This window comes from Leptothrix cholodnii SP-6 (assembly GCF_000019785.1).
GTDB lineage: Bacteria > Pseudomonadota > Gammaproteobacteria > Burkholderiales > Burkholderiaceae_C > Sphaerotilus > Sphaerotilus cholodnii.
In genome coordinates this window covers 3,036,821-3,062,648 of sequence record NC_010524.1, presented here as the reverse complement: position 1 = coordinate 3,062,648, position 25,828 = coordinate 3,036,821, and the positions used below count along the sequence as shown (strand labels likewise).

Annotated in this window: 23 protein-coding genes; 15 read left to right on the top strand and 8 right to left on the bottom strand. The window is 67.8% G+C overall.

Translation table 11 applies throughout. From position 1 onward, the window contains the following. From ccoS to LCHO_RS13870, 8 genes are read left to right on the top strand one after another with little or no spacing between them, the layout of a single operon-like run. Complete coding sequence (ccoS, locus tag LCHO_RS13905; protein ID WP_012347799.1) at positions 1–171, top strand: cbb3-type cytochrome oxidase assembly protein CcoS; 171 nt, start codon at positions 1–3, stop codon at positions 169–171. Positions 172–226: 55 nt separating this feature from the next. Then, positions 227–1,666, top strand: a complete 1,440-nt coding sequence (gene ccoN / locus LCHO_RS13900) for a cytochrome-c oxidase, cbb3-type subunit I (RefSeq protein WP_012347798.1) — start codon at positions 227–229, stop codon at positions 1,664–1,666. 21 nt (positions 1,667–1,687) lie between these two features. Beyond that, positions 1,688–2,317, top strand: coding sequence for a cytochrome-c oxidase, cbb3-type subunit II (ccoO, locus tag LCHO_RS13895; RefSeq protein ID WP_012347797.1), 630 nt, complete (start codon positions 1,688–1,690; stop codon positions 2,315–2,317). A 7-nt stretch (positions 2,318–2,324) separates the two neighbouring features. Further along, positions 2,325–2,531, top strand: a complete 207-nt coding sequence (locus LCHO_RS13890) for a CcoQ/FixQ family Cbb3-type cytochrome c oxidase assembly chaperone (RefSeq protein ID WP_012347796.1) — start codon at positions 2,325–2,327, stop codon at positions 2,529–2,531. Beyond that, positions 2,524–3,456: a cytochrome-c oxidase, cbb3-type subunit III gene (ccoP, locus tag LCHO_RS13885; RefSeq protein WP_012347795.1), complete on the top strand. Its 933-nt coding sequence runs from the start codon at positions 2,524–2,526 to the stop codon at positions 3,454–3,456. The genes LCHO_RS13890 and ccoP overlap by 8 nt, the downstream gene beginning before the upstream one ends. Before the next feature lie 22 nt (positions 3,457–3,478). Next, on the top strand, positions 3,479–4,966 hold the full coding sequence (gene ccoG, locus LCHO_RS13880) for a cytochrome c oxidase accessory protein CcoG (RefSeq protein WP_012347794.1): 1,488 nt from the start codon (positions 3,479–3,481) through the stop codon (positions 4,964–4,966). 15 nt (positions 4,967–4,981) lie between these two features. Further along, positions 4,982–5,245 (top strand): PI-PLC domain-containing protein, encoded by a 264-nt coding sequence (locus LCHO_RS13875; RefSeq protein ID WP_012347793.1) that lies wholly within the window; start codon positions 4,982–4,984, stop codon positions 5,243–5,245. Continuing rightward, positions 5,242–5,574, top strand: a complete 333-nt coding sequence (locus LCHO_RS13870) for a hypothetical protein (protein WP_012347792.1) — start codon at positions 5,242–5,244, stop codon at positions 5,572–5,574. The genes LCHO_RS13875 and LCHO_RS13870 overlap by 4 nt, the downstream gene beginning before the upstream one ends. Before the next feature lie 12 nt (positions 5,575–5,586). Here the strand turns inward: LCHO_RS13870 and fnr are convergent, their stop codons facing one another. Then, entirely contained in the window at positions 5,587–6,324 is a 738-nt protein-coding gene (gene fnr, locus LCHO_RS13865) for a fumarate/nitrate reduction transcriptional regulator Fnr (protein ID WP_012347791.1), read from the bottom strand. A 172-nt stretch (positions 6,325–6,496) separates the two neighbouring features. On the opposite strand from fnr, the gene hemN reads away from it, so the two are divergent. From hemN to LCHO_RS13845, 4 genes are all read left to right on the top strand, one after another. After that, positions 6,497–7,960 carry an oxygen-independent coproporphyrinogen III oxidase gene (gene hemN, locus LCHO_RS13860; RefSeq protein WP_012347790.1) on the top strand — a complete coding sequence of 488 codons (1,464 nt, stop codon included), beginning with the start codon at positions 6,497–6,499 and terminating at the stop codon, positions 7,958–7,960. Continuing rightward, positions 7,960–8,679, top strand: coding sequence for a sulfite exporter TauE/SafE family protein (locus LCHO_RS13855; protein WP_012347789.1), 720 nt, complete (start codon positions 7,960–7,962; stop codon positions 8,677–8,679). The genes hemN and LCHO_RS13855 overlap by 1 nt, the downstream gene beginning before the upstream one ends. A gap of 68 nt (positions 8,680–8,747) precedes the next feature. After that, the gene (icd, locus tag LCHO_RS13850; RefSeq protein ID WP_012347788.1) at positions 8,748–10,001 is read left to right on the top strand and encodes an NADP-dependent isocitrate dehydrogenase; all 1,254 of its coding nucleotides are present in this window, start codon (positions 8,748–8,750) and stop codon (positions 9,999–10,001) included. 150 nt (positions 10,002–10,151) lie between these two features. Next, complete coding sequence (locus LCHO_RS13845) at positions 10,152–10,649, top strand: Dps family protein (protein WP_012347787.1); 498 nt, start codon at positions 10,152–10,154, stop codon at positions 10,647–10,649. A gap of 53 nt (positions 10,650–10,702) precedes the next feature. On the opposite strand, the gene LCHO_RS13840 is transcribed toward LCHO_RS13845, so the two are convergent. Then, positions 10,703–13,249 (bottom strand): UvrD-helicase domain-containing protein, encoded by a 2,547-nt coding sequence (locus LCHO_RS13840; protein WP_012347786.1) that lies wholly within the window; start codon positions 13,247–13,249, stop codon positions 10,703–10,705. A 76-nt stretch (positions 13,250–13,325) separates the two neighbouring features. Here LCHO_RS13840 and LCHO_RS13835 point away from each other — a divergent pair, with 76 nt between their 5' ends. The 3 genes from LCHO_RS13835 to LCHO_RS13825 all read left to right on the top strand — a co-directional run bounded on the left by LCHO_RS13835 (position 13,326) and on the right by LCHO_RS13825 (position 17,271). After that, positions 13,326–14,384, top strand: a complete 1,059-nt coding sequence (locus LCHO_RS13835) for a patatin-like phospholipase family protein (RefSeq protein WP_012347785.1) — start codon at positions 13,326–13,328, stop codon at positions 14,382–14,384. A 106-nt stretch (positions 14,385–14,490) separates the two neighbouring features. Further along, positions 14,491–16,092, top strand: coding sequence for a GGDEF domain-containing protein (locus LCHO_RS22275; protein WP_012347784.1), 1,602 nt, complete (start codon positions 14,491–14,493; stop codon positions 16,090–16,092). Between the two features lie 201 nt (positions 16,093–16,293). After that, on the top strand, positions 16,294–17,271 hold the full coding sequence (locus LCHO_RS13825) for a GMP reductase (protein ID WP_012347783.1): 978 nt from the start codon (positions 16,294–16,296) through the stop codon (positions 17,269–17,271). A gap of 4 nt (positions 17,272–17,275) precedes the next feature. On the opposite strand, the gene LCHO_RS13820 is transcribed toward LCHO_RS13825, so the two are convergent. The 6 genes from LCHO_RS13820 to metG all read right to left on the bottom strand — a co-directional run bounded on the left by LCHO_RS13820 (position 17,276) and on the right by metG (position 25,785). Beyond that, positions 17,276–19,546, bottom strand: coding sequence for a putative bifunctional diguanylate cyclase/phosphodiesterase (locus LCHO_RS13820; RefSeq protein WP_050757367.1), 2,271 nt, complete (start codon positions 19,544–19,546; stop codon positions 17,276–17,278). A gap of 334 nt (positions 19,547–19,880) precedes the next feature. After that, positions 19,881–20,792: a segregation and condensation protein A gene (locus LCHO_RS13815; RefSeq protein ID WP_012347781.1), complete on the bottom strand. Its 912-nt coding sequence runs from the start codon at positions 20,790–20,792 to the stop codon at positions 19,881–19,883. Beyond that, entirely contained in the window at positions 20,789–20,989 is a 201-nt protein-coding gene (locus LCHO_RS13810; protein ID WP_012347780.1) for a DUF3460 family protein, read from the bottom strand. Before LCHO_RS13810 ends, LCHO_RS13815 begins: the two co-directional genes overlap by 4 nt. A 42-nt stretch (positions 20,990–21,031) precedes the next feature. Then, positions 21,032–22,855, bottom strand: a complete 1,824-nt coding sequence (locus LCHO_RS13805; protein WP_012347779.1) for a SulP family inorganic anion transporter — start codon at positions 22,853–22,855, stop codon at positions 21,032–21,034. A gap of 60 nt (positions 22,856–22,915) precedes the next feature. Continuing rightward, complete coding sequence (locus LCHO_RS13800; protein WP_012347778.1) at positions 22,916–23,701, bottom strand: YoaK family protein; 786 nt, start codon at positions 23,699–23,701, stop codon at positions 22,916–22,918. Positions 23,702–23,715: 14 nt separating this feature from the next. Then, positions 23,716–25,785, bottom strand: a complete 2,070-nt coding sequence (gene metG / locus LCHO_RS13795) for a methionine--tRNA ligase (protein ID WP_012347777.1) — start codon at positions 25,783–25,785, stop codon at positions 23,716–23,718. Positions 25,786–25,828: the final 43 nt, after the last annotated feature.

Here is a 25,828-nt window from a genome sequence, read left to right as displayed (position 1 = left end):
ATGGACATCCTTTTCCTGCTCGTCCCTCTGTCGGTGGTGCTGGTCTTCGCGATCCTGGCCGTGTTTGCCTGGGCCCTGAAGTCGGGCCAGTTTGACGACATGGAGCGACAGGGCGAGCGCCTGTTGCGCGACGAGCCTGCCGAGGTTGATACCGATCAAGCAGGTCGGTAACAAGCTGACAAAGAATGCGCAGATCCCGGACGAAAAAGCTTCCAAGGAGCAATCAATGGCTTTGAATTCACAGACGGCTCGCCCCGTCTACACCGATGCCGTGGTCAGGCAATTTGCCCTGGCCGCGGTGTTATGGGGCGTGGTGGGCATGCTGGTCGGCGTGATCGTCGCCTCCCAGCTGGCCTGGCCCGAACTCAACTTCGGCATTTCCTGGCTCAGTTACGGTCGACTTCGACCGCTGCACACCAATGCGGTGATCTTCGCCTTCGGCGGCTGCGTGCTGTTTGCCACCAGCTACCACGTGGTGCAGCGCACCTGCCAGACCCGGCTGTTCCTGCCGGCGCTGGCCCAGTTCACCTTCTGGGGCTGGCAGCTGGTGATCCTGGCTGCGGCCGTCTCGCTGCCGCTGGGCTACACCCAGGGCAAGGAATACGCCGAACTCGAATGGCCGATCGACCTGCTGATCGCCGTCGTCTGGGTTTCGTACGCCATCGTGTTCTTCGGCACGGTGGGCATCCGCAAGGTGCGCCACATCTACGTGGCGAACTGGTTCTTCGGCGCCTTCATCCTCGCCGTGGCGCTGCTGCACATCGTCAACAGCGCGGCCATCCCGGTCAGCCTGACCAAGTCCTACTCGGCCTACGCCGGCGTGCAGGACGCGATGGTGCAGTGGTGGTACGGCCACAACGCGGTGGGCTTCTTCCTGACCGCGGGCTTCCTGGGGATCATGTACTACTACATCCCCAAGCAGGCCGAGCGCCCGGTGTATTCGTATCGCCTGTCGATCGTGCACTTCTGGGCCCTGATCTTCACCTACATGTGGGCCGGCCCGCACCACCTGCACTACACCGCGCTGCCCGACTGGGCGCAGAGCGTGGGCATGGTGTTCTCGCTGGTGCTGCTGGCGCCGAGCTGGGGCGGCATGATCAACGGCATCATGACCCTGTCGGGTGCCTGGCACAAACTGCGTGACGACCCGATCCTGAAGTTCCTGATCGTCTCGCTGTCGTTCTACGGCATGTCGACCTTCGAAGGTCCGATGATGTCGATCAAGACCGTCAACGCACTGTCCCACTACACCGACTGGACCGTCGGCCACGTGCACTCGGGTGCGCTGGGCTGGGTCGGCCTGGTGTCGATGGGCGCGCTGTACTACCTGATCCCGCGCATGTTCGGTCGCAAGGCCATGTACAGCGTGCGTGCCATCGAGCTGCACTTCTGGGTGGCGACCATCGGCATCGTGCTCTACATCGCCGCGATGTGGATTGCCGGCGTGATGCAGGGCCTGATGTGGCGCGCGGTCAACCCCGACGGCACGCTGGTCTACAGCTTCGTCGAGAGCGTCAAGGCGACCTATCCGTTCTACGTGATCCGCGTCGCCGGTGGTCTGCTCTATCTGGGCGGCATGATCATCATGGCCTGGAACACCGTGATGACGGTGCGCAACGGCCGCGCCGAAGCCGCACCGATCCCGCTCGTGGCGGCCCACGCCTGAGCCAACCGGAGTCAAGACAACATGGCTAATGCAAACACTCCCGTTGGTGGTCACGAGAAGATCGAGACCAGCAACTTCCTGATGATCGTGCTGGTGCTGCTGACCATCATCTGGGGCGGTCTCGTCGAGATCGTGCCGCTGTTCTTCCAGCGCTCGACCACCCAGCCGATCGAGGGCCTGAAGCCCTATACCGCGCTGCAGCTGGCCGGCCGCGACGTCTACATCCGCGAGGGTTGCTACAACTGCCACTCGCAGATGATCCGTCCGTTCCGCTCCGAGACGCTGCGCTACGGCCCCTACTCGCAGGCCGGCGAGTTCGTCTATGACCACCCCTTCCAGTGGGGCAGCAAGCGCACCGGTCCCGACCTGCACCGCGTGGGCGGCAAGTACAGCGACGAATGGCATCGCATCCACCTGACCAATCCGCGTGACCTGGTGCCCGAGTCGAACATGCCGGCCTATCCGTGGCTCGTGAATGCGGCCGTCAATCCGGCCGACATGGCGCCCAAGATGAATGCCTTGCGCATGGTGGGCGTGCCCTACACCGACGAAGAAGTGGCCAAGGCCGCCGACGACGTCAAGGGCAAGACCGAGATGGATGCCGTGGTGGCCTATCTGCAGGTCATGGGCACCGCCGGCGCGGCCAAGTGAGGATCACATGGACACCGATCTGAATACCTGGCGCAGCCTGGTGACGGTGCTGTCGTTTGCAGGCTTCCTGGCCATCGTGGCCTGGACCTACTCGCGCCGCAACCTGAACAGCTTCGACGAAGCGGCCAACCTGCCGTTCCAGGACGAATCGCCCGAACTGCCCAAGAACGGCAGCGGAGCCCCTCAAGCATCTCTCGGAGGCACCCATGAGTGACTTCATTTCCAGCGGCTGGTCGCTCTTCGTGGCCGGCGTGGTCGCCCTCGGCCTGGTGTTCTGCGTTGTCCTGCTGGTGATCGCCAGCAAGCGCAAGGTGATGGCCAACGACAACACCACCGGCCACGTCTGGGACGAAAACCTGCAGGAACTCAACAACCCGCTGCCGCGCTGGTGGATGGGCCTGTTCGTGATCACCGTGGTGTTCGCGGTGCTCTACCTGGCGATCTACCCGGGTTTCGGCAGCAGCGAAGGCGCCCTCAAGTGGAGCAGCGTGGGTCAGTGGGAAAAGGAGCAGGCCAAGGCCAAGGAGGCTCTGACCCAGGTCTATGCCCAGTTCGAGAACATGCCGGTCGAGACGCTGGCTGCCAACACGCAGGCGATGGGCATCGGCGAGCGGCTGTTCTCCAACAACTGTGCCGGCTGCCATGGCTCGGACGCGCGCGGCAGCAAGACCTTCCCCAACCTGACCGACGGCGACTGGCTCGGTGGTGACGGCAGTCCCGCCTACATCGCCAAGACCATCGCCGAAGGCCGTCAGGGCATGATGCCGCCGATGGCTGCCGCAGTGGGTGGCCCGGAGGACGTCAAGAACGTCGCCAACTACGTGCTCAGCCTGTCGGGCAGCGCCCACAACAGCATTTCCGCGCAGCTGGGCAAGAGCAAGTTCGGCGCTTGCGCGGCCTGCCACGGCGCTGATGGCAAGGGAACCCAGGCACTGGGTGCCCCCAACCTGACCGACAAGATCTGGCTGCACGGCTGGGGCGAAGAAGCGGTCATCGCCATCATCAACAACGGCAAGTCGAACATGATGCCGCAGCATGCATCGCGTCTGACGCCGGAGCAGATCAAGGTGCTGGCGGGTTATGTCTGGAGCCTGTCGCGCAAGCCGGCAGCACAGACCGCGCTGAACACGGTGCAATGAAGTGAGCGACAGGGCAGCAGTGATGGAAGACAGCAGTAACGCGGCCTCGCCGCTGCCCTCCGCGCCTGCGGCCGGCCCGGCGCCGGCTTCGGGTTCCGCCGCAAATGCAGCGGCCAAGACGGTTTCTCTCTACGAGAAAACCAAGAAGATCTATCCCAAGGCCGTCAGCGGCCTGTTCATCCGCTGGCGCTGGATCCTGGTCTGGGTCACGCAGATCGTCTTCTACGGTCTGCCCTGGCTGACATGGAACGACCGCCAGGCGGTGCTGTTCGACCTCGGTTCGCGCCGTTTCTACATCTTCGACCTGGTTCTCTATCCGCAGGACTTCATCTACCTGACGGCGATCCTGATCATCTCGGCCTACGCGCTGTTCCTGTTCACCGCGGTGGCCGGGCGGCTGTGGTGCGGCTATGCCTGTCCGCAGACCGTCTACACCGAGATCTTCCTGTGGTTCGAGCATCGTTTCGAGGGTGATCGGGCCAAGCGCATGAAGCTCGATGCCGGCCCCTGGACCGCCGACAAGTGGTTGCGCAAGTCCGGCAAGCAGCTCGCGTGGATCCTTTTTTCGCTCTGGACCGGCTTCACCCTGGTGGGCTACTTCACCCCCATCCACACGCTGACCGCCGAGGCCATGACGCTCGGATTCGGTCCGTGGGAATGGTTCTGGGTGCTGTTCTACGGCTTTGCCACCTATGGCAATGCCGGCTACATGCGCGAGCAGGTGTGCAAGTACATGTGCCCCTACGCGCGCTTCCAGAGCGCGATGTTCGACAAGGACACGCTCATCATCACCTACGACGCCGAGCGCGGCGAGCCGCGTGGTTCACGCAGCAAGAAGGCCGACCCGACCGCGCTGGGCCTGGGCGCCTGTGTCGACTGCAACCTGTGCGTGCAGGTCTGTCCGACCGGCATCGACATCCGCAAGGGCCTGCAGTACGAGTGCATCGGCTGCGCCGCCTGCATCGACGTCTGCGACAGCGTGATGGACAAGATGGGCTATGCCCGCGGCCTGGTGCGCTACACCACGCAGAACGGCCTCGACGGACGCTGGACGCGCGCCCAGATGTGGCGGCGTGCGCTGCGACCGCGTGTCCTGATCTACACCGTGATCCTGATCGTGATCGTGGTCGCCCTGGGCGTGAGCATCGCGATGCGATCGCCGTTCAAGGTCGACGTGGTGCGTGACCGCGCGTCATTGGCGCGCATCGTCGACGACGGCGTGATCGAGAACGTCTACCGCCTGCAGATCATGAACGCCACCGAAACGACGCAGTCCTACCGCGTCGCCGTCGAGGGCTTGCCGGGGTTGAGCCTGCCCGTGACGGCGCCGGTGCAGGTGGCAAGCGCCGAGGCGCGCTGGATCACCGTGGCCGTGCAGTTGCCGCCCGAGTCCGCCAGCCGTGCCGGCAGCGGGGCGCACACCATCCATTTCGACATCCAGCGCGTGGAGTCCGGCGGCGCTGCGCCGGCGACGCTGCGCGAGAAGTCGACCTTCGTGATTCCACGTTGACAAGCAGGAGCAGCCATGTCGATTGCAGTACAAGCCCCCGGTCCAGCCACCTTGCCGTGGTGGCGTGAGCGCATGTTGTGGCTGGTGCTCGGTGGCCCGCTGGTGGTGATCATGGCCAGTTTCGTGACCCTGGCGCTGGCGTTGAGTCATCCGGACCCGGTGCTGAGCACGGCGCAGTCCGCACGCACCGAATCGGCCGGCGCGACCGGATCGGCGATCGACCCTTCGCGCCTGCCTGCTCAGCAGGCTCGCAACCATGCGGCCACGGGCGGCAAATGAAAGCCGAACTGCGCAACGACCCCGACATCGAGGACCTGGCGCCCGACTACGAAGCGTCCACGACCTTCCCGATGTCGAATTGGGCCAAGCGGCTGTCGGTCGTCTGGTGGCCGGCCTTCCTGTTGGCGGGCGTGACCGAGATGCTGGTGTTCGCCTTCGTCGACCCGGAAGATCTGCGCTGGCTCGGCGGCGCGCCGGTCGACCTCGACCGCACGGCGGTCTACACGGCGGCCTTCTTCGCGTTCTGGGTGCTGATCGGCATCGCCTCCAGCCTCACGCAACTGCTGATGCGTGAGTCGAACGACCTGAACCGGCGTCGTTATCCCTGAGCCTGCAGATCTTCAGCAGCCGGCGCCGTTGACCACGCGCTGCAGGGCGTCCTGGTCGATGATGCGGATGTCGCGCTGCTTGACCTCGAGATAGCCCTCGTCCTGGAACTTCGAGAAGGTGCGGCTGACGGTCTCGAGCTTGAGGCCCAGGTAGCTGCCGATCTCCTCGCGCGTCATGCGCAGCACCAGCGCCGAGGCCGAGAAACCACGCGCCTGCAGGCGCTGCGTCAGGTTCAGCAGGAAGGCTGCCAGGCGCTCCTCGGCACGCATGCTGCCGAGCAGCAGCATCACGCCGTGGTCGCGCACGATCTCGCGGCTCATGATCTTGTGGAACTGGTGCTGCAGCAGCGTGAACTCGCGCGACAGGCTCTCGAGCTGGCCGTACGGGATCAGGCAGACCTGCGAATCCTCGAGCGCCACCGCATCACACGAGTGGCGGTCGTTGCTGATGCCGTCCAGGCCGATCAGCTCGCCGGCCATCTGGAAGCCGGTGACCTGCTCGCGGCCGTCGGTGGCCGACACCACGGTCTTGAAGAAGCCGGTGCGCACGGCATAGAGCGCCGCGAACGCGTCGCCGGAATGGAACAGGCTCTCGCCGCGCTTGACGCTGCGGCGCGTGCTCACCATGTTGTCGAGCGAAGACATCTCGTCGTCTGACAGGCCCACTGGCAGGCACAGTTCGCGCAGATTGCAGGCCGAGCAGGCCACTTTGAGCGCGTTGAGCTGGGAGGAGGCGGCAGTGTCTTGCATGATTTGGTTGATCCTGGGAAGGAATGGCCGACACCTTACCAGCATGCACCGGCAAAGTGCCTCTGTGGTCATGGCGAAGTGAGGGTCGACTCAGGGAATTCTTGAATAGCGCGGACGCATGGTGCTTGAGCCATGTCAAGGTACAGCGCCACCGGCACGGCACAGTGCGCACATGCACACGACGATCTCCGCAGGCACGCAGCCCCAATCCGCGACCACGATCAACGCCGACGTGGCCGCCACGGACCACCAGCCGGTTCTGAGCGAGGAACTGCTGCGCCGCATGGACGGCCCCGGGCCACGCTACACCTCCTACCCCACGGCGGATCGTTTCGTCGAGGCCTACACCGCCGATCACTACCGCCAGGCACTGTCCCAGCGCAGCATCGGTGCGGTGGGCGGCGCAGGTGGGCCGCTGTCGGTCTACGTGCACGTGCCGTTCTGCGAATCGGTCTGCTATTACTGCGCCTGCAACAAGATCGTCACCCGCGACCACGGCCGCTCGACCGCCTACATCGACGCGCTGGCGCGCGAGCTGGAACTGGTCACGCAGACGCTCGGCCGGGGCCAGCGCGTCTCGCAACTGCATTTCGGCGGCGGCACGCCCACCTTCCTGAGCGATGCCGAACTCGACCGCCTGATGGGCGAGTTGCGCCGGCATTTCCACATCGAGCCGCATGGCGAATATTCGATCGAGATCGACCCGCGCACCGTCAGCCGCGAGCGCCTGGCTCACCTCAAGGAGCTCGGCTTCAACCGGGTCTCGTTCGGCGTGCAGGATTTCGACGCCGACGTGCAGAAGGCGGTGCACCGCGTCCAGCCTTTCGAGCAGGTCGAGGCGCTGATGAAGGATGCGCGCGAGCTCGGCTTCCATTCGATCAACGTCGACCTCATCTACGGCCTGCCCAAGCAGACGCCCGAGAGCTTCGCGCGCACCGTGCGCCAGGTCGCCGGACTGCGGCCCGACCGCATCGCGATGTACGGCTACGCCCACCTGCCGCAGCGCTTCAAGCCGCAGCGTCGCATCGTCACCGAAGAGCTGCCGCGTGGCAGCGACCGCATCGGCATGCTGTCGCAGGCCATCAGCGGCTTCATCAGCCACGGCTACCAGTACATCGGCATGGATCACTTCGCGCTGCCCGAGGACGGCCTGGCGCAGGCCAAGCGGCAAGGGCGGCTGCACCGCAACTTCCAGGGCTACAGCACGCAGGCCGACTGCGACCTGATCGCGCTGGGCGTGTCGGCCATCGGCCGCATCGGCGCCACCTACAGCCAGAACGCCAAGACGCTCGACGACTACTACGACTCGCTCAACCGCGGCGAGCTGCCGGTGGTGCGCGGCCTGGCCCTGACGCGCGACGACCTGGTGCGCCGCGCCGTCATCATGTCCATCATGTGCCACGGCCGGCTGAGCTACGAGTCGGTCGCCCTGGCACACTTGATCGACGTGAAAACCTACTTTGCCACCGAACTCGAAGCCCTGGTCGACCTGGCCGACCAAGGCCTGCTGACGCTCGACCCGGATGGCTTCGAACTCACCCCGCTGGGCTGGTACTTCGTGCGCTCGGTGGCGATGGTGTTCGATCGCCACCTGCGCGCCGACCAGACCCGCGAGCGCTTCTCGCGCGTGATCTGATGAGTGCAGTCGCGCTGCTCGCATCGGCCGCGTTGATGGGCCTGGCCGGCACGCCGCATTGCGCGGGCATGTGTGCGGCCGGGTGCGCCACCGTGGCCAAGCTGTGCAAGCCGCAGCAGGCCGAACGGGCCCTGGCTGGCGTGCTGACGGGCCGTCTGATCGGTTACGGCTTGGCCGGTGCGGCCGTGGCGTCTGCCGCCGGTGCCCTGCGCTGGCTGGGCGACAGCGTCGCCTGGATGCGGCCGATCTGGTCCGCGCTGCAACTGATGGTGCTGATGCTCGGCCTGTGGCTGCTGGTGCGCGGGCGCCTGCCCACCGGCGTGCAGGCCTGGGCCGAGCAGCTGGTGCGCCGTCCGCCGCGCGAGGGCTGGACGCGCATGCGCATGCCCGGCGAACTCAAGGCGGCCGGTATCGGCGCGCTCTGGCCGGCCATCCCGTGCGGCCTGCTGCACGCGGCCCTGCTGGTGGCCGCGGTGGCGTCCGGGCCTGTCGAAGGGGCCGGCGTGATGCTGGCTTTTGCCGTCACCAGCAGCGTCGGCCTGATCCTCGGTCCGGCCTTCTGGCTGCGCCTGATGCCCGCAGCCGTGCGCGCCCGCGCCGGCCTCAACGAGGGCGGCAGCCTGGCCCTGCGGCTGGCCGGCGCGCTGGTCGTCGTGACGATGGGCTGGTCGCTCGGCCACAGCCTGTTCGAGCCGCTGCAAGCCGCCTGGTGCGCCTGAGCGGCGCGCAGTTCTAGAATTTCAGGTTCTAGCGGACCTGTTCAGATCCGAACAACGGAGACGGCGACATGTATCAACACATCCAGGTGCCCACGAGTGGCCAGAAGATCACCGTCAATGCGGACTTCTCGCTCAACGTGCCGAGCAACCCGATCATTCCGTACATCGAAGGCGACGGCACCGGCCTGGACATCACCCCGGTGATGCTCAAGGTGGTCGACGCCGCGGTGGTCAAGGCCTACGCCGGCCAGCGCCAGATCCACTGGATGGAGATCTACGCCGGCGAGAAGGCCACCCAGGTCTACGGCCCCGACGTCTGGCTGCCCGCCGAAACGCTCGAGGTGCTGCGCGAGTACGTGGTCTCGATCAAGGGCCCGCTGACCACGCCGGTGGGTGGCGGCATCCGCTCGCTCAACGTCGCGCTGCGCCAGGAACTCGACCTCTACGTCTGCCTGCGCCCGGTGCAGTATTTCAAGGGCGTGCCCTCGCCGGTGAAGGAGCCGCACAAGATCGACATGGTGATCTTCCGCGAGAACTCCGAAGACATCTACGCCGGCATCGAGTACGAGGCCAAGAGCGAGAAGGCGCAGAAGCTCATCAAGTTCCTGCAGGAGGAAATGGGCGTCAAGAAGATCCGCTTCCCCGACACCTCGGGCATCGGCATCAAGCCGGTCTCGATCGAGGGCACCGAGCGCCTGATGCGCAAGGCGATCCAGTACGCGATCGACAACGACCGCTCCAGCGTGACCATCGTGCACAAGGGCAACATCATGAAGTACACCGAAGGTGGCTTCCGTGACTGGGCCTACAAGCTGGCGCAGACCGAGTTCGGCGCCGAGCTGATCGACGGCGGCCCGTGGTGCAAGTTCAAGAGCCCGAAGAACGGCCGCGACATCACCATCAAGGACAGCATCGCCGACGCCTTCCTGCAGCAGATCCTGCTGCGCCCGGCCGAGTACTCGGTGATCGCCACGCTCAACCTCAACGGCGACTACATCTCCGACGCCCTGGCCGCGCAGGTCGGCGGCATCGGCATCGCCCCGGGCGCCAACCTGAGCGACTCGGTGGCCTGCTTCGAGGCCACCCACGGCACGGCGCCCAAGTACGCCGGCAAGGACTACGTCAACCCCGGCTCGGAGATCCTCTCGGCCGAGATGATGCTGCGCCACATGGGCTGGCTTGAGGCGGCCGACCTGATCCTCGTGTCTATGGAGCGCGCCATCGCCAGCAAGAAGGTCACCTACGACTTCGCCCGCCTGATGGAGGGCGCGACCCAGGTGTCGTGTTCGGGCTTCGGTCAGGTCATGATCGACTGCATGTGATCGTGGCGCGGGGCCTGGCCTCGCACCCGATCGAGATACGGCCCCGCGCGCAGTGCCGCCGCGGGGCTTTTTGTTGCCGGTCTTGACCTGCATCGGCCGGCCGAGCCGACCTTGTTCTAGAGTTCCGTCCTCGACCCACCGGATGAACCCATGGCCAAGAGCACCAAGAACACCCCCTCGATCAACATCGGCATCAGCGACAAGGACCGGGCGGCCATCGTCGGCGGCCTGTCCAAGCTGCTGGCCGACACCTACACGCTGTACCTGACCACGCACAACTTCCACTGGAACGTGTCCGGGCCGATGTTCAACTCGCTGCACGCGATGTTCATGGCCCAGTACACCGAGCTGTGGAACGCGGTCGATCCGATCGCCGAGCGCATCCGCTCGCTCGGCCACCCGGCGCCGGGCTCCTACGCGCAGTTCGGCCAGCTGACCTCGCTGAAGGACGCGCCGATCACGCCGCCCAAGGCGCTCGAGATGGTGGCGATCCTGGTCGAGGGCCACGAGGCGGTGGCGCGCACCGCGCGCTCGATCTTCGCGTTGGCCGACAAGGCCAGCGACGAGCCTACGGCCGACCTGCTGACGCAGCGCCTGACCGTCCACGAGCAGACGGCGTGGATGCTGCGCGTCCTGCTCGAAGAGTGAGGTCGTGAGGCCGTGAGGCGGCGAGCGTCACCGAGCCGGTGACGCCGCCGCGCTCACTCGATCGGCGTCAGCTTGGCGATCGCGAGTGCCAGCCACTTGGTGCCGTGGCGGCCGAAGTTGACCTGGGCGCGGGCGTCCGCGCCGACACCTTCGAGCGTCAGCACCACGCCCTCGCCGAACTTGGTGTGGAACACGCCCTGGCCCTGGCGCAGGCCGTGGCCGTTGTCCTTGGCCGCGCTCTGGCGCATCGCCGCGGGCACCGGCGCGGCCCATGACGGCGGCGCCGCCGGGGCCGGTTGCCAGCCGCTGTTGCGCCCGGCGCCGACCATGCCGCCGGGGCCCGAGCCGCGCTGCCAGGCCTGCTGGTATTGCTGCGCGTAACCCGAGCCGAAACCCTGCTGCTTGGGCGTGATCCACTTCAGCGCCGCCTCGGGCAGCTCGTCGAAGAAGCGGCTCTTGACGTTGTAGCGCGTCTGGCCGTGCAGCATGCGGGTCTGGCTGAAGCTGATGTACAGCCGCTGCCGCGCCCGCGTGATCGCCACGTACATCAGCCGGCGCTCTTCTTCGAGGCCTTCGTTGCCGCCGGCGCTGATGCTGTTGAGCGAGTTCTCGTGCGGGAACAGGCCTTCTTCGAGCCCGGTGATGAAGACCGCGTCGAACTCCAGGCCCTTGGCCGAGTGCACCGTCATCAGCTGCACGGCGTCCTGGCCGGCCTGGGCCTGGTTGTCGCCTGCTTCGAGCGCGGCGTGGGTCAAAAAGGCCGCCAGCGGCGACAGGATCTCGCCGGTTTCGGCGTCGGGCAGCAGGTCGACCGCGGCCACCGCCTCGGGCTCGCCGGGCAGGGGCGCGGCGATGGTGCCGGGCGCGGTCTCGTCGACCGGCAGCGCCACCGCGTCCTTGCCGAAACCCTCGATCGTCACGAAGGCCTCGGCCGCGTTGACGAGTTCCTCCAGGTTCTCGATGCGGTCCTGGCCTTCCTTCTCGGTGCGGTAGAAGTTGATCAGGCCGCTGGCGTCGAGCATGCGTTCGATGATCTCGCGCAGCGTCAGGCCGCGGGTGGCGTCACGCAGCCGGTCGACCAGCGCGGTGAAGCCCGCCAGCTTGGTGCCGGCCGCGCCGCCGAGTGCGCCCACGCTTTGATAGAGGCTGCGGCCGCTGGCGCGGGCCGCGTCCTGCAGCAGCTCGACGCTGCGTGCGCCGATGCCGCGGGCCGGGAAGTTGACGACACGCAGGAAGCTGGTGTCGTCGTTCGGGTTCTCGGTCAGGCGCAGGTAGGCCAGCGCGTGCTTGATCTCCGCGCGCTCGAAGAAGCGCAGGCCGCCGTAGACGCGGTAGGGCATGCCGGCGTTGAACAGCGCCGACTCGATCACGCGCGACTGCGCGTTGCTGCGGTAGAGGATCGCGGTTTCGCTGCGCGCCATGCCGCCGCGGTGCAGTTGCTGCAGTTCTTCGAGCAGCCACTGTGCCTCGGCGAAATCGCTGGTCGACTCGAAGATCCGCACCGGCTCGCCGGGCCCGGCCTCGGTGCGCAGGTTCTTGCCCAGGCGGCGGCTGTTGTGGGCGATCAGCGCGTTGGCCGAGTCGAGGATGTTGCCGAACGAGCGGTAGTTGCGCTCCAGCTTGATGACCTGCCTGACGCGGTACTCGCGCTCGAAGTCGCTCATGTTGCCGACCTGCGCGCCACGGAAGGCGTAGATGCTCTGGTCGTCGTCACCGACCGCGAACACCGCCGCCGGCTCGCGCCCGGCGAGCGCGCCGGGCGTGCCGGCGAACATCTTCAGCCACAGGTACTGCAGCCGGTTGGTGTCTTGAAATTCGTCGACCAGGATGTGGCGGAAGCGCCGCTGGTAGTGCTCGCGGATCTCCGGGTGGTCGCGCATCAGCTCGTAGCTGCGCAGCATCAGCTCGGCGAAATCGACCACGCCCTCGCGCTGGCACTGGTCCTCGTAGGCCTGGTAGATCTCGACCATCGTGCGCGCCTGGCCGTCGTCGGTGGGCAGGTCTTTCGGGCGCTTGCCGTCGTCCTTGCTGGACGCGATGAACCAGCTCACCTGCTTGGGCACGAAGCGTTCCTCGTCGAGCTTCATGGCCTTGATGACGCGCTTGACCGCGCTCAGCGTGTCGCCCGAGTCGAGGATCTGGAAGCTCTGCGGCAGGCCGGCCATTTTCCAGTGCGCGCGCAGGAAGCGGTTGCACAGGCCGTGGAAGGTGCCGATCCACATGCCGCGCACGTTGTAAGGCAGCATCGTCGAGAGGCGGTGCACCATCTCCTTGGCGGCCTTGTTGGTGAAGGTGACCGCCATCAGGCCGCCGGGGCCGATCTGGCCGGTCTGCAGCAGCCAGGCGATGCGGGTGGTCAGCACGCGGGTCTTGCCCGAGCCGGCGCCGGCCAGGATCAGCGCCGGCTCGGCCGCCAGCGTGACGGCGGCGTACTGCTCCGGGTTGAGGTTGGCGAGCAGGCCCGCGGGCAGCGCAGGCCGCGCCGGCGGCTCGTGCGGGTCGTGTGTTTCATCCCGCCGGTCGGGCTCGTCGAAGCCGATGTCGGCAAAGGCGGGATGGCCGGAATCGGGCAGGGGGGGCGAGGGAGGCAGGGCTGACATCCGGCGATTCTATTTTTGCCGCGATACTGCACTGCAGCATTTCCCCCTTCGGGGCCGGTGCGAGGAGTGCCATCTGATGTTCGGAAAGTTCAATCGACGCCCGCGTCTGAGCCTGGCCTTGCAGGGCGGCGGCGCCCACGGTGCCTACACCTGGGGCGTGCTCGATGCCCTGCTCGAAGCGGATCGCTTCGACTGGGATGCCGTCAGCGGCACCAGCGCCGGCGCGCTCAACGCGATCGTGATGGCTGACGGCCTGGCGCGCAGCGGCCACGGCCCGGGCCCGGCCGCCAACGAGGCCGCCCGCGAGGCGCTGGCGGCGTTGTGGAGCGAGGTCGGCACCCAGCTGCCCTTCGAGTGGTTCACCGAGGGCAAGGCCAGCGATCCCGGCCTGGCGCCGGCCGCGCGGGTGGCGCTGCAGTGGACGCAGCTGCTGTCGCCCTATCAGCTCAACCCGCTGGGGCTCAACCCGCTGCGCGACCTGCTGCAGCGGCTGGTCGATTTCGAGCGGCTGCGCCTGGCCAGCCCGATCCGGCTCTACATCGCCGCCACCCAGGTGCGCACCGGCCGGCTCAAGCTGTTTCGTGAACACGAGCTGAACGTCGACGCGGCCCTGGCGTCCGCGTGCCTGCCGACCATGCACCACGCCGTCGAGATCGACGGCGAGGCGTACTGGGACGGCGGCTACAGCGCCAACCCGGCCTTGTTCCCGCTGACCGCCACCGGCCATGCCGACGACGTGCTGATCGTCATGCTCAGCCCGCTGGCCTATGCCGAGCCGGGTGGCAAGTCGCCCACCAGCGTGGCCGAGATCCGCAGCCGCGCCGTCGAGATCGCCTTCAACGCCACCTTCCAGCGCGAGGCCGCCTTGCTGGGCAGCGCCTGCGCGGCCGCGCAGCGCGGCAACTGGTGGCCGTCGGGCGCCCTCGAGCGGCGCCTGCGCGCCTTGCGCTGGCACCTGATCGACGGCCAGGACGCGCTGGGCCACCTCGCCAGCGAAACCAAGCTGCTGGCGCACAAGCCGTTTCTGGAAAACCTGCGGGACCTCGGGCGCCACCGCGCGCTGCGCTGGCTGGACGAGGACGGCGCTCGAGTCGGCAAATCCGCCACCGTCGACCTGCAGGCGCTGTTCGCCTGAATCGGGGATAGGTCGACGAGGGGGGCGTGGCTATGCTGCCAGCCATCGCCTCTCTGGTTGTGCCCGCGCGATAGGGGGGTTCGACCGAACACCAAGACATCGCCCCATGAACACGACAACCTGGCACAAGGTGATCACGCAGGGGATCGACCAGTCGGTCGACAACCCCGATGTCGTGATGTTGGTCCGCCAATGGCAGCAATCCGAACAGGCCGGCCGTCGAGCCAACCTGGCCCAATTCGCGCCGAGCACCTGGCCGCAGCTGGCCGGACAGATGATGCTGCTGCGCCGCGAGGGGCCGTCCGACTTCCGCATCTACCACCACGGCGCACAGATCGCGGTGCAGTTGCCGTTCGACCCCTCCGGCCGTTTCCTGTCGCAGCTGGGCGGCGAGATGGCCGGCTTCTTCCTCGATGTCTGTCGCGACACCGCGGTCGGCAACCAGGCGCGCTACACCGTGCATCTCGCCCACCACAGCGAAGCCGTCTCGACCTGGGAGCAGCTGCTGCTGCCGCTGGTCGATGACCATGGCCATGACTGGCTGCTGGTCTACCGCAACGCCCTCGAATGGCGGCACCAGCGGGTCGACGCCATGATCAACGCCACCAGCGCGCCGATGCTGTGCCTGCGCGCGCTCAGCGACGAGCGCGGCGTGGTGCTCGACTGGCTGATCCTGGTCGCCAACCCGGCGCTCGGTCGCATGTTCGGCATCGATCCCGCGACGCTGGTCGGTCGCACCGCCAGCGCGGCCCTGCCGCATTGGGGCGAGCTCGACCTGGGTGCCGACTGTGTCGCGGCGATGCGCTTCGGCACGTCGCGCGAGCTCAACCGCCTGGTCGGCAACGACGACGGCGAGCTGCGCCAGATCGCCGTCAACGTGGGCCCGCTGACCGACGGCGTGGTGCTCAGCCTGCAGGATCTGACCCGGCTGCTGCAGCCGCGCCAGGGCGTGCGCCGGCTGGTCGGCACCGACAGCCTGACCGGCCTGGCCGACCGCCGCGAGTTCGACGAGCGCATCCGTGCCGAGGTGCTGTGCGCGCGCCGCGCCGGCGACGGCCTGAGCCTGGTGATGGCCGAGATCGACCACTTTCCGGCCTACATCCAGGCCCGTGGCCGGCATGCCGCCGACGACGTGCTGCGGCGGGTGGCGCGCCTGCTGGCGGCGGCCTGCGAACGCGAGAACGACATCGTCGCCCGCGTCGGCCCGCAGACCTTCGCGCTGCTGCTGCCCGCCACCGATGGCGAGGGTGCCGCCGAGGTGGTGGCACGTCTGCGCCGCGCCCTCGATCACCTGGGCCTGCCGCACCCGGATTCGCCCACTGCGGCCACGCTCAGCCTGAGCCTCGGGCTGGCCTGTTTCAAGCGCGATGGCGACGAGCTCGATCTGTTCGAGCGCGCCGAACAGGCCTTGCTCGAAGCCCGGCTCGGCGGCGGCCACCGGGTCGTGATCGATCCGGCCTCGGTGGTCGGCGGGCAGAACACCGCTGCCAGCGCTCGCGTGCTGGCCTTCGGCCGTGGCCCGCTGCCGGGCATGGAGATGCACGATGTCGAACTGCCCGAACTGGCCTTGCGCGAGTCCGGGTTCCTGACCAGCGAGACCGCCGCGCTGTTCAGCCTGGCCGCGCTCACCGACGTCACCCACGCGGGTGAGGGCAGCCGCGCCGGCGCCTGGGCCGGCGTGCCGGTGAAGGCCTGGCGGCACCGCTGACGGCGGCCCCGCCGCGCGTAGAATCAGGCACCGGGCCCAAATACTGGCGCCCGGTTTTCTTGTGCCTCCACCGCCCTTGCCGGCGGCTTTTCGGGGGCCACGCCGGGACCGGATCAAGCGCTCGCAGCCTTGTGGCGGCACTGCATCAACGCCGCCGCTCGCCGTGCCCCGCGCACGGTTCCTGACGCGAGAGCCTTACTGATGGAAATCTTCGACTACGACAACGTCCTGCTGCTGCCGCGCCAATGCCGCGTCGAAAGCCGCAGCGAATGCGACCCCTCGGTCGAGTTCGGCCCGCGCCGCTTCAAGCTGCCGGTGGTGCCGGCCAACATGAAGACGGTGCTCGACGAGCGTATCGCCCGCTGGCTGGCCGCCAACGACTACTTCTACGTGATGCACCGCTTCGATCTCGACGCCCTGGCGTTCGCGCGTTCGATGCGCGAGCAAGGGCTCTGCGTGTCGATCAGCTCGGGCGTCAAGCCGGCCGATTACGCGGTGATCGACAGCCTGGCCACCAGCGGCGTCGGTGCCGACTACATCACCATCGACATCGCCCACGGCCATGCCGAGAGCGTGCGCCGGATGATCGCCCACATCAAGCAGCGCCTGCCCGAGGCCTTCGTGATCGCCGGCAACGTCGGCACGCCCGAGGCGCTGATCGACCTCGAGAACTGGGGCGCCGACGCCACCAAGGTCGGCATCGGCCCGGGCAAGGTCTGCATCACGCGGCTCAAGACCGGCTTCGGCACCGGCGGCTGGCAGTTGAGCGCGCTGAAGTGGTGTGCCCGCGTGGCGACCAAACCCATCATTGCCGACGGCGGCATCCGCCACCACGGCGACATCGCCAAGAGCGTGCGTTTCGGTGCCGCGATGGTGATGGTGGGCTCGCTGTTCGCCGGCCATGAAGAGTCGCCCGGCGACACGGTCGAGGTCGACGGCCGGCTCTACAAGGAGTACTACGGCTCGGCCAGCGACTTCAACAAGGGCGAATACAAGCACGTCGAGGGCAAGCGCATCCTCGAGCCGGTCAAGGGCCGGCTGGCCGACACGCTGCGCGAGATGCGCGAGGATCTGCAGAGCTCGATCAGCTACGCCGGCGGTCGCCAGCTGAGCGATCTGCGGCGCGTCAACTACGTGATCCTGGGCGGCGAAAACGCCGGCGAGCACCTGCTGATGTGAGGCATCAGGTCGGGGCCGCGGTCGCGGTCTCGATCCTGGCCGGCTGCTCGGGCATGGCCTGCCAGGTCGAGCTCTGCAGCGGCGTGCCGGTGGCCAGGCTCAGGCTCAGCATCGAGGCGACGCTGTCGCTGTCCTGGGCGCGGGCGTACAGGAAACCCTGCGCGATGTCGCAGTGGTGGGCGGAGAGAAAAGCCATCTGCTCCTCGGACTCGACCCCCTCGGCCACCACCGGCAGGCCCAGGCCGTGGGCCAGCGCGATGGTGGCGCGCACGATCGCCGCGCCGTTGGCATCGCGGCTGATGTCGCGCACGAAGCTGGGGTCGATCTTGATCTGGTCGATCTGGAAATGCTTGAGGTGCGACAGCGACGAGAAACCAGTGCCGAAGTCGTCCATCGCCACCTGCACGCCCAGCGCGCGCAGCTCGACCAGCAGGCCGCGCAGGTGGCCGAGATCGGCCATCGCGGTCGATTCGGTGACTTCCAGCTTGAGCAGCCCGGCGTCGATGCCGCTGCACAGCAGCGCTTCGGCCACCACCTGCACCAGCCGGCGATCCAGGCACTGGCGGGTCGACACGTTGACCGACACCGGCACCAGCGGCAGGCCCTGGTCGCGCCAGCGGGCGAGCTGCTGGGTGGCTTCGCGGATCACCCATTCGCCGATCGGCAGGATCAGGCCGGTCTCTTCGGTGACCGGCAGGAAACGCCCTGGCAGCCACAGCTCGCCGTCGGGCTGACGCCAGCGCAGCAGGGCTTCCAGGCCGACCAGCTGGCCGGTCTTGAGGTTCACCTGCGGCTGGTAGTGCAGCACGAAGCTCTGCGTCTCCAGGCCGTGGCGCAGGCGGGTCTCGAGCGCCAGCCACTCGCGCGTCCAGGACGGCATCTCGCTGGCATAGAACTCGAACCGCTTGCCGCCACGCGACTTGCCGCGGTACATCGCCGTGTCGGCCATCGCCAGCAGGGCATCGACCGCCACGCCGTCCTGCGGCGCCATCGCGATGCCGATGCTGCAGCCGCAGGCCACCTCGACCTGGTCGATCGCGAACTCGAGGGTCACGCTGTCGATCATCTGCGCCGCGCGGGCAGCGACGGCGTCACGGCTGGGCACGTCCTCGAGCAGCACGACGAATTCGTCGCCACCCCAGCGCGCCAGCGTGTCGTGGGCGCGGCAGCACTGCTGCAGGCGCGAGGCCACTTCCTTCAGCACGGCGTCGCCGTGGCGGTGGCCGAGGCTGTCGTTGATGCGCTTGAAACGATCGAGGTCGATGAACAGCACCGCCACGCTGCGCTGGCCGGCCTGCGCGCCGAGCACGGCGTGCTGCAGGCGGTCGCTCAGCAAGGCCCGGTTGGGCAGGCCGGTGAGGGCGTCGTGGGTGGCCTCGTGCTGCAGCTTGTCGGCCGCACGCAGGGCCTCGGTGACATCGCTCAGCGCCAGCACGGCCCCGGTGACGCGGTCGCGGTCGTGATCGGCCGGCGCCCTGCGCAGCGGACGGTCGAGCCGATCGCCGGACAGGCCGGATTCGATCTGGCGCTCGAACACCGGGCTGGCGATGATCTGCACCTGGCGCTCGCCCTGCGGCGCCTTCAGTCGCAGCGCCAAGCCGACCTGCACGACGCGGCGTTCCTGCAGGCATTCGGCCAGCGCCTGCTCGAGTGTCTGCGCGTCCGGCTCGTCCCACTGGAACAGCGTGCCGACGGCATGGCCGCGGGCCTCGGCCAGACTGTGACCGGCCAGTCGTTCGGCGCTCGGGTTGAGGTACTGCACCCGAGCGCCGGTGTCGACCGTGATGACGCTGTCGGTGATCGCCTGCAGCGTGGCGTCGGCCTGACCGCGCTCGTGCTGCAGCGCCATGCGCGCGCTGCGCAGCTCCTGGTTGCGTGTCAGCAGCCAGCCCGTGACCAGCCCGATGCTCAGGCCGACAGTCGGTATCCAGAGCTGCCAGAGCGCCAGCGCCAGCCCGGTCACCAGCATCGGCAACGGCAGCAGCCAGAGGCCGTGGACGTGAAAGCGCCGCGGCCGGCATTGCTGCAGCAGGGCCAGCAGCAGCAGCGGCAGCAGGTTGACCGCGTGGCAGATCGACTCGTTCAGGGGCTGTATCAGCCGCGCGGGGTCCAGGCGCCCGGACGGTGGGTGCCGCGCGTCGCCGGCACCTCGCAGCAGCACGCCCGGCAGCTCCATCAACATGTCGTAGCTGATGAACTCGATGCGGTGCAGCAGCGGGTCGACCAGCCCGATCAGCAGGGCGACCAGCGCGGTGGCCATCCACCAGGGCTGCACGCTGAGCCAGCCTCGGGAGCCGCGGGCATGCGACGCTGTCCGGGCACGGGAGCCGCCGTGTCGACTGCTGCAGTCCGCAGCGGTGCAGGCATCGCAGGCGGCGGGGCTGGGCTTGGCCATTCTTGTGGTTGCGTCGGGCGGCGAGCGCCACCGTGTCCGTCAGACTGTTGTCATGTCGACGAGGTTAATCGCCCAAAATGGCAAATCGCTGCCTGATTTGCAAATTGTTGTCGCAATTAACACAAATGCTGACTATGGGCATTAATCGCAGCTGATGCGTTCATGAGCGCGTCGGTGCGTGACCGGTCACGCACCGACGGGTGTCGCTCCGGCGCTACGCCTCGAGGTCGGATTCCGCGTTGTTGCCGGTTTCCTTGACCTGATACGCCAGGCGCACGTAGATCGGCGCGAATGCCTCGGCCTGGGTGATCTCGAGCAGTCGTTCGCGTGCCAGTTCGAGCATCGCGATGAAGGTGACCACCCGCACCGGCTGGCTGGAGTTCAGCTCGAAGAGTTCGTGGAACTCGACGAAGCGCCGGCCCTGCAGGCGCCGCAGCAGCTGTGTCATGTGCTCGCGCACCGACAGGTGTTCGCGGCTGATGTGGTGGTGCTGGGTGAGCCGGGCGCGCTTGAGCACGTCGGCCCAGGCGTCGCGCAGGTCGATCAGGCTGACCTCGGGAAAGCTCGGCGCCAGCGCCTGCTCGATCATGACCTGCGCGCGCAGGAAGTCGCGGCCCAGCACCGGCAGCGCGTCGAGATGCGCGGCGCCGAGCTTGATGCGTTCGTATTCGAGCAGCCGGCGCACCAGTTCGGCACGCGGGTCTTCGGCTTCGTCGCCGCCCTCGGCCCGCTTCGGGGGCAGCAGCATGCGCGACTTGATCTCGATCAGCATCGCCGCCATCAGCAGGTACTCGGCGGCGAGCTCGAGGTTGCGGTCGCGGATCTGCTCGACGTAGGCGAGGTACTGCCGCGTCACATCCGCCATCGGGATGTCGAGGATGTTGAAGTTCTGCCTGCGGATCAGGTAGAGCAGCAGGTCGAGCGGGCCCTGGAAGGTCTCGAGAAAGACCTCGAGCGCATCGGGCGGGATGTAGAGGTCTTGCGGCAGCGCGAACAGCGGCTCGCCGTAGAGCGTGGCCACCGCCACGTTGTCGACCACCGGGCTGGTGCCGTCGACGCTCGCCGCAGGCAGCGGCGTCTCCGGGCCCGGCTTGTCGGCCCGGGCCCGCGTGGCCGGCTTGCTCAAGCCTTGGTCTGGTAGACGTAAGGCTGCTGGTCGACGCGCGCCTGCTTGAAGTCGGACTCGGCGGTGTGGTCGATCGGGCGATCCCACAGCAGGTTGCGGCCTTCGCGCTGACGGGCCTCGAGCTGCGGATCCTTCTGCTTGAGGCTCTCGATGAACTGGGTGGCGTCGGACTTGTAGGGTTTCCAGAAGAGCGGCATGGCGGTGGGTGCGGTGGGAGTGATTCGGAACTGAAGGCGATTTTACGGCTTGTGCTGTGCAGCAGCGTCTGCCGACGGCGGTTCGGCCAGTGCCTCGGCCAGGGTCGCGGCGATGCCGTGCACGCCCAGCTGATCGGCAAAACCCGAGCGCCGCAGCAGCGACAGCGGCTGCGCATGCGCGGCCGCCAGGCGCAGCGCGATGCCCTGTCGGTGCAGCTGGCGGTGCAGTTGCTCGAGCGCATCGAGCCCCGAGGTGTCCATCCAGATCAGCCGGTGCATCTCGAGCACCAGCAGCCGGGTCGACGCGGGCAGCTGCTCGGCCAGGCCCTCGATCTTGCCGACCGCGCCGAAGAACAGCGCGCCGTAGAGCTCGCGCACCTCGACGCCGTCGGGCAAGGCTTGCGGCACGGGCGGCACGGGGGTCGGGCTCGGCGATGCGTCGTCGTCGTCGACCGCGGCCACCATCGCGCCGGCCTGCGGGTGTTCGCCCAGGCGCTGCACGCTGAAGAGCTGGCCCATGCGCCAGATGAAGAAGCCGCACGCCAGGATCAGGCCGACCTCGACCGCCACCGTCAGGTCGAACACCACCGTCAGCACGAAGGTGCCGACCAGCACCGTGCGGTAGGGCATGTTGAACTGCTTGAGGCGGGCGAACTCGCGCCACTCGCCCATGTTCCAGGCCACGAAAAGCAGGATGCCGGCCAGCGCCGCCAGCGGCACGTGCAGCGCCAGCGGCGCGGCCACCAGCACCACCAGCAGCAGCGCCAGCGCGTGCACCATGCCGGCCACCGGCGTGCGGGCACCGGCGCGCACGTTGGTGACGGTGCGCGCGATGGTGCCGGTGGCCGGGATGCCGCCGAACAGCGGCGCCACCAGGTTGGCCACGCCCTGCGCCATCAGCTCCTGGTTCGGGTCGTGGCGCTTGAACTCGCCCATGTTGTCGGCCACCCGCGCGCACAGCAGCGACTCGATCGCACCCAGCAGCGCGATCGTCAGCGTCGGCATCAGCAGCAGCTTGGCGGTGGCCCAGCTGACCTCCGGAAACGCCAGCGACGGCAGCGTGCGCGGGATGCCGCCGAAGCGCTGGCCGATGGTCTCCAGCGGCAGGTTCAGCAAGGCCGTCAGCGTGGTCGCCAGCACCAGCGCCACCAGCGTGCCCGGCACGTGCGCGGCGATGCGCGAAAAGCGCGCGCGCGCGCTGTGCGGGTCGACATCCATGCGGTAGCTCTTGGGCCACACCACCACCAGCGCCAGGCACAGCCCGCCCACCAGCAACGCCACCGGATTGAGCGTGTGCAGCGCGCCGCCCAGCACCCGCAGCTGGGTGAAGAAGTCGGCCGGCAGCTTGTCGATCTGCAGCCCGAACAGGTCTTTCACCTGCGACAGCGCGATCAGCACCGCGATGCCGTTGGTGAAGCCGATCACGATGCTGACCGGGATGTAGCGCACCATCGCGCCGAGCTTGAACAGCCCCAGCAGCATCAGCAGCATGCCGGCCAGCATGGTCGAGATCAGCAGGTTGGCCAGGCCGTAACGCTCGACGATGCCGTAGACGATGACGATGAACGCGCCCGCCGGCCCGCCGATCTGCACCTGCGAGCCGCCCAGCGCCGAGATCAGGAAGCCCGCGATGATGGCGGTGAAGATGCCGGCCTCGGGTTTGACGCCCGAGGCGATCGCGAACGCCATCGCCAGTGGCAGCGCCACCACACCCACCGTGAGTCCGGCACCGAGGTCGGCCCCGAACTGCGACCGGTCGTAGCCCTTCAGGCTGTCGAGCAGGCGTGGCCGGAAGCGGTGCAGGCGCGGGTTGCGGGTGTCGGCAACCGGCTCGTCGGCGGGGATGGGGGGCGTCTGCGTTGACATGAGTTGTTCTTGGACGAGAGCGTGGTCAGGGGCGCGGCCGGTCGACACCAGAATGCAGCGTCAGACGCGTTGGGCGCGCAGGTCATCAAGCACCGGCAGCGCGGCCAGTGCAATCAGCAGAAGCGCCAATGGCACGGTGGCGCCGAAGCCGAAGCGCTTGAACGCCAGCGCGCCGAGCACGCCGCCGAGGAAGAACAGGCCGAGGATCAGCCCCAGCATGGCGAGGCGCTCGCGGTCGGCCAGCACCGGCGGCAGGGGGGCGTCGAGGCCGTTGGCGGCAGGCATCGATCGGGTGCGGTTCCAGTACGCCAGCCGGCCCAGCTCGATGCCCAGGTCGGTGATCACGCCGGTCATGTGGGTGGTGCGGATCTCGGCGCGCGAGATCTTCGTGACCACCGCGTTCTGCAGGCCCATGATGAAACACAGCAGCATCACCGTGGCCGGCAGCAGCGCGTGCTGCATCAGCGTGGCCGACCACAGCGCCAGCTGGCTGCCGAGCAGGCCGAACATCAGCAGCAGCACGGCCTCGAGCAGCAGCGCGAGCGCGTATTCGCTGTGCATGGCGCGCCGCCGGGCCCAGTTGGTGAGCACGGCGGTGGTCATCGCGCCGACCACGAACGACACCAGCGACAGCAGCCCGGCCGCGGCCAGCACCCACTGGCCGAGCACCAGGTCGTCGGCCACCGCCGAGACGATGCCCGTCATGTGCGAGGTGTAGCGCTGCACCGCCAGGAAGCCGCCGGCGTTGATGGCGCCGGCGGTCAGCGCCAGCAGGGCGCCGAGCTGGCGGTTGGCACTGCGTGTGCGGGTGCGCCCGGTCAGCCCACGCAGGTAGTTGGCGGGCACGGTGCGCGACGGCTTCAGCGCACGCGCATGCCGGGCGTGGCGCCGGCGTGGGGCTCGAGCACGAACAGGCCGGGCTGGGCCTTCTCGTCGGCGTGGCTGGCGGCCAGCACCATGCCCTCGCTGATGCCGAACTTCATCTTGCGCGGCGCCAGGTTGGCCACCATCACGATGAACTTGCCTTCCAGGTCCTCGGGCTTGTAGGCGCCCTTGATGCCGCTGAAGACGTTTCTCGTGCGGCCTTCACCGACGTCGAGCGTCAGGCGCAGCAGCTTGTCGGAGCCTTCGACCGCCTCGGCCTTGACGATCTTCGCGATGCGCAGGTCCACCTTGCTGAAGTCGTCGATCCTGATCTCGGCGGCGATGTCCTCGCCACCGGGCTCGACCGCCTCGACCGCGGGTGGCTCGAACAGCGCGTCGAGCAGCTTGGGGTCGACGCGCTGCATCAGGTGCTGGTAGCTGCCGATGGTGTGCGCACCCAGCGCCCGGTGCGCCTGGGCGAAGGTCAGCGGCTCGACCTGCAGGAAGGACTCGACCTGCGCGGCCAGCGCCGGCAGCACCGGCTTCAGGTAGATCGTCAGCAGCCGGAAGGCCTCGATGCAGACGCTGCAGACGTCGTGCAGCACGGCGTCGGCGCCTTCCTTCTTGGCCAGCTCCCAGGGCTTGTTGGCGTCGACGTATTCGTTGACGCGGTCCGCCAGGCCCATGACCTCGCGCAGCGCCTTGCCGAACTCGCGCGCCTCGTACAGGCCGGTGAGGGTGTCGCGGTGCGCGCGCAGCGTCTCCAGCAGGCTCATGCCGTCGACGCCGAGGTCGCTCGACAGCCGGCCGCCGAAACGCTTGGCCAGGAAACCCGCCGCGCGCGAGGCGATGTTGATGTACTTGCCCACCAGGTCGGCGTTGACGCGGCTGACGAAGTCGTCCGGGTTGAAGTCGACGTCTTCCACGTGGGCATTGAGCTTGGCGGCGATGTAGTAGCGCAGCCACTCGGCGTTCATGCCCAGCGACAGGTACTTCAGCGGATCGAGCCCGGTGCCGCGGCTCTTGCTCATCTTCTCGCCGTTGTTGACGGTCATGAAGCCGTGCACGAAGACGTTGTTGGGCGTCTTGCGGCCGCTGAAATGCAGCGTCGCCGGCCAGAACAGGGTGTGGAAGTAGGTGATGTCCTTGCCGATGAAGTGGTACTGCTCCACCGCCGGGTCGGCGATGAACTCGTCGAACGAACGTGCCTCGCCGTACTTGGCCCGCGGGCCGCCCTTGTCGAAATAGTTCTTCAGCGAGGCCAGGTAGCCGATCGGCGCGTCCAGCCAGACGTAGAAGTACTTGCCCGGCGCATCCGGGATCTCGATGCCGAAGTAGGGCGCATCGCGGCTGATGTCCCAGTCGCCCAGGCCGCCCTTGCCCTCATCGTCCTTGGTGAACCATTCCTTGACCTTGTTGATGACCTCCTGCTGCAGCTTGCCGCCCTCGTGTGTCCACTGCTCCAGGTAGGCGGCGCAGCGCGGGTCGCTGAGCTTGAAGAAATAGTGGTCGCTCGACTTCAGCACCGGCGTGGCGCCGCTGAGCGCCGAGTACGGGTTCCTGACCTCGGTGGGCGTGTAGACCGCGCCGCAGACCTCGCACGAATCGCCGTACTGGTCTTTCGCGCCGCACTTCGGGCACTCGCCCTTGATGAAGCGGTCGGGCAGGAACATGCCCTTTTCCGGGTCGAAGAACTGCTCGATCGAGCGCACCTCGATCAGGCCGTTGTCGCGCAGCGCGCGGTAGATCGACTGCGCCAGCTCGTGGTTCTCGGGCCCGTCGGTCGAGTGCCAGTTGTCGAAGCTGATGTGGAAGCCGTCGAGGTATTCGCGGCGGCCGGCGGCGATGTCGGCCACGAACTGCTGCGGCGTCTTGCCGGCCTTTTCGGCGGCGATCATGATCGGCGCGCCGTGTGCGTCGTCGGCGCCCACGAAGTGCACCTGGTGGCCCATCAGCCGCTGGAACCGCACCCAGATGTCGGCCTGGATGTACTCCATGATGTGGCCGATGTGGAACTTGCCGTTGGCGTAGGGCAGGGCGGTGGTGACGAAGAGCTGGCGGGTCATGGACGGGCAACCGGTGGAGGCTCGCGGCGCGAGAAGCAGGCGA

Excerpts from the sequence above, each read along its gene's own strand:
- LCHO_RS13855 (WP_012347789.1), top strand. The coding sequence starts at position 7,960 with ATGAGTGCAGTCGCGCTGCTCGCATCGGCCGCGTTGATGGGCCTGGCC.
- LCHO_RS13870 (WP_012347792.1), top strand. The coding sequence starts at position 5,242 with ATGAAAGCCGAACTGCGCAACGACCCCGACATCGAGGACCTGGCGCCC.
- ccoG (WP_012347794.1), top strand. The coding sequence starts at position 3,479 with ATGGAAGACAGCAGTAACGCGGCCTCGCCGCTGCCCTCCGCGCCTGCG.
- LCHO_RS13835 (WP_012347785.1), top strand. The coding sequence starts at position 13,326 with ATGTTCGGAAAGTTCAATCGACGCCCGCGTCTGAGCCTGGCCTTGCAG.
- LCHO_RS13840 (WP_012347786.1), bottom strand. The coding sequence starts at position 13,249 with ATGTCAGCCCTGCCTCCCTCGCCCCCCCTGCCCGATTCCGGCCATCCC.
- LCHO_RS13810 (WP_012347780.1), bottom strand. The coding sequence starts at position 20,989 with ATGCCGCTCTTCTGGAAACCCTACAAGTCCGACGCCACCCAGTTCATC.
- LCHO_RS13805 (WP_012347779.1), bottom strand. The coding sequence starts at position 22,855 with ATGTCAACGCAGACGCCCCCCATCCCCGCCGACGAGCCGGTTGCCGAC.
- LCHO_RS13845 (WP_012347787.1), top strand. The coding sequence starts at position 10,152 with ATGGCCAAGAGCACCAAGAACACCCCCTCGATCAACATCGGCATCAGC.
- ccoO (WP_012347797.1), top strand. The coding sequence starts at position 1,688 with ATGGCTAATGCAAACACTCCCGTTGGTGGTCACGAGAAGATCGAGACC.
- ccoP (WP_012347795.1), top strand. The coding sequence starts at position 2,524 with ATGAGTGACTTCATTTCCAGCGGCTGGTCGCTCTTCGTGGCCGGCGTG.
- LCHO_RS22275 (WP_012347784.1), top strand. The coding sequence starts at position 14,491 with ATGAACACGACAACCTGGCACAAGGTGATCACGCAGGGGATCGACCAG.
- fnr (WP_012347791.1), bottom strand. The coding sequence starts at position 6,324 with ATGCAAGACACTGCCGCCTCCTCCCAGCTCAACGCGCTCAAAGTGGCC.
- LCHO_RS13825 (WP_012347783.1), top strand. The coding sequence starts at position 16,294 with ATGGAAATCTTCGACTACGACAACGTCCTGCTGCTGCCGCGCCAATGC.
- hemN (WP_012347790.1), top strand. The coding sequence starts at position 6,497 with ATGCACACGACGATCTCCGCAGGCACGCAGCCCCAATCCGCGACCACG.
- ccoN (WP_012347798.1), top strand. The coding sequence starts at position 227 with ATGGCTTTGAATTCACAGACGGCTCGCCCCGTCTACACCGATGCCGTG.
- LCHO_RS13875 (WP_012347793.1), top strand. The coding sequence starts at position 4,982 with ATGTCGATTGCAGTACAAGCCCCCGGTCCAGCCACCTTGCCGTGGTGG.
- LCHO_RS13890 (WP_012347796.1), top strand. The coding sequence starts at position 2,325 with ATGGACACCGATCTGAATACCTGGCGCAGCCTGGTGACGGTGCTGTCG.
- ccoS (WP_012347799.1), top strand. The coding sequence starts at position 1 with ATGGACATCCTTTTCCTGCTCGTCCCTCTGTCGGTGGTGCTGGTCTTC.
- metG (WP_012347777.1), bottom strand. The coding sequence starts at position 25,785 with ATGACCCGCCAGCTCTTCGTCACCACCGCCCTGCCCTACGCCAACGGC.
- icd (WP_012347788.1), top strand. The coding sequence starts at position 8,748 with ATGTATCAACACATCCAGGTGCCCACGAGTGGCCAGAAGATCACCGTC.